This window comes from Collinsella sp. LCP19S3_B6 (assembly GCF_052121815.1).
Classification (GTDB): domain Bacteria; phylum Actinomycetota; class Coriobacteriia; order Coriobacteriales; family Coriobacteriaceae; genus Collinsella.
The window spans coordinates 1-2,209 of record NZ_JBQKDN010000039.1 but is presented as its reverse complement, the minus strand read 5'-3'; the positions used below and the strand labels follow the sequence as shown (position 1 = coordinate 2,209).

1 protein-coding gene is annotated in these 2,209 nt (G+C 57.2%); it reads left to right on the top strand.

Features of this window, described 5'->3' with window-relative positions:
* Positions 1-307 precede the first annotated feature (307 nt).
* A complete protein-coding gene (locus ACTQWD_RS08640; protein ID WP_154518687.1) occupies positions 308-2,002 on the top strand; it encodes a phospho-sugar mutase in 1,695 nt (564 codons plus the stop codon).
* Positions 2,003-2,209: the final 207 nt, after the last annotated feature.

The following is a 2,209-nucleotide window of genomic DNA, read 5'->3' as shown; positions in this document are numbered from 1 at the left end:
CCCCATCGCGCCGAGAGTACTGCGGGGCCAGCCCGTGGGAGGCCAGGGCGCCGCTGACCGGTGGACGGCACCGAGCCGTCATCGAGAATCGAGAAGGGGGAGGCCTCGCGGCCTCCCCCTTTTTCGTTTCTCAGGCAATTTAACTAAATTACAATTTTTACAACGATATCATCTGCCGTCTTATTCAGACGTTCACCGTTCTCCTGACAGTCTCACGCACTCAATGGATTACTATCTACTTAAGCGTGATACTGCGCTTGACCTGTTTTAGGCGGGCCGTTTTATTGATTATGAAGGAAGGACGCACATGGCAGATGTTCACGAGCTGCTTGATACTTGGATTGCCAATGTCAAGGATGATGAGCTGCTGACCGAGCTCAACACGATGAAGGAGCAGGGTGACGAGGATGCCATCACCGATGCCTTCTTCCAGGATCTTGCCTTCGGTACCGCCGGCCTGCGTGGCACGATCGGTGCTGGCACCAACCGTATGAATATCTATACGGTCGGCCGTGCAACGCAGGGCTTCGCCGACTATCTCAATGCGACTTTTGAGCATCCGACGGTTGCCATTGCTCGCGATAGCCGCAATAAGGGCGAATTGTTCGTCAAGACGACTGCTGCCATTCTTGCAGCAAACGGCGTGACTGCTCTCGTGTACCCTAAGATTTCTCCCGTGCCGACGCTTTCCTGGGCCGTCCGCGACCTTAAGTGCTCCGGTGGCATTTGCATGACCGCTAGTCATAACCCTGCGCCCTATAACGGCTATAAGGCATATGGCCCCGACGGCTGCCAGATCACTAGCGAGGCCGCCGATGCAATTTCTAAGGCTATCGCCGAGACCGATACGTTCACTGGCGTGAAGTCCATGGACTTCGATGAGGCTCTTGAGCAGGGTCTGGTCAAATGGATCGATGACTCGTGCCTCGAGCGTTATTACGACGCCGTTCTCGCGCGCGGCGTGACCAACCTTTCTGCCGAGGAGATCGCTGGCGCTCCGCTTAAGCTCGTCTACACTCCGCTCAACGGCACTGGACTCATTCCCGTCACGACGGTGCTCGAGCGCGCCGGCATCACCGATGTCACGGTTGTTCCCGAGCAGAAGGACCCGAACGGCGATTTCCCGACCTGCCCGTATCCTAACCCCGAGATCCGTCAGGCCATGCAGAAGGGAATCGACCTGTGCGAGCAGGTTCACCCCGATCTGCTGCTTGCAACCGATCCTGACGCCGACCGTGTTGGCGTTGCTGTTAAGAATGGTGATGACTATCTGCTGCTGACCGGCAATGAGATGGGCGTTCTGCTGCTCGACTATATCTGCAAGACCCGTGCCGCCCGCGGCGAGGATCTCACCAAGAAGGTCGCGGTTACTACCATTGTTTCTTCCGCCATGGTCGATGCTCTGGCCGAGGAGTATGGCTTTGAGCTCCGTCGCTGCCTGACGGGCTTCAAGTACATCGGTGACATCATTACCTCGCTTTCCGATGCTGGTGAAGTCGATCGCTTTATCTTCGGTTTCGAGGAGAGCTACGGTTATCTGGCCGGCGACCACGTGCGCGACAAGGACGCCGTGAGCACTTCGCTTCTGATTTGCCAGATGGCGCAGTATTACAAGCTCCAGGGCAAGAACCTTGCCGATGCGATGCACGAGCTGTACGAGAAGTATGGCTACTATCACAACAAGACGATTTCGCTGAGCTATCCGGGCGCTGAGGGTGCAGCAAAGATGGCCGGCATCATGGCTGGTCTGCGCGAGAACCCGCCCGCGGAGCTCGCAGGCTCCAAGATCGAGGCCGTTGTGGATTACAACACGTGCGTGAACGGTCTGCCGAAGGCTAATGTCATTGAGTTCGATCTTGAGGGTGGCAACAAGGGTATTGTCCGTCCTTCCGGCACCGAGCCCAAGATCAAGCTGTACATCTTCGCTAAGGGCGCGGATGCCGCCGAGGCTGATGCAGCACTTGACGCGATTGAGGAGTCTGGCCGCAAGCTGCTGGCCTAGGGCTTGATAAACAGACTGTTACCGATAAGAAGGGAAGGGGGTCTCGCAAAGGGCCCCCTTCTTTTGCTCTAACGTTTGGTCGATGAATAATAAATATGTAGGAGCTGTGTGCAACCAGATTCCCGCCCCGCGGGCCCCTCCGGTCTGGCAATATATCTCCTTGCCGCGCGGCCCGGTCGGACCGGGAACCGGCGCAGGCGTGCACCT

Bases quoted from the DNA above. Each gene is read 5' to 3' on its own strand.
- ACTQWD_RS08640 (WP_154518687.1), top strand. From the start codon at position 308: ATGGCAGATGTTCACGAGCTGCTTGATACTTGGATTGCCAATGTCAAG.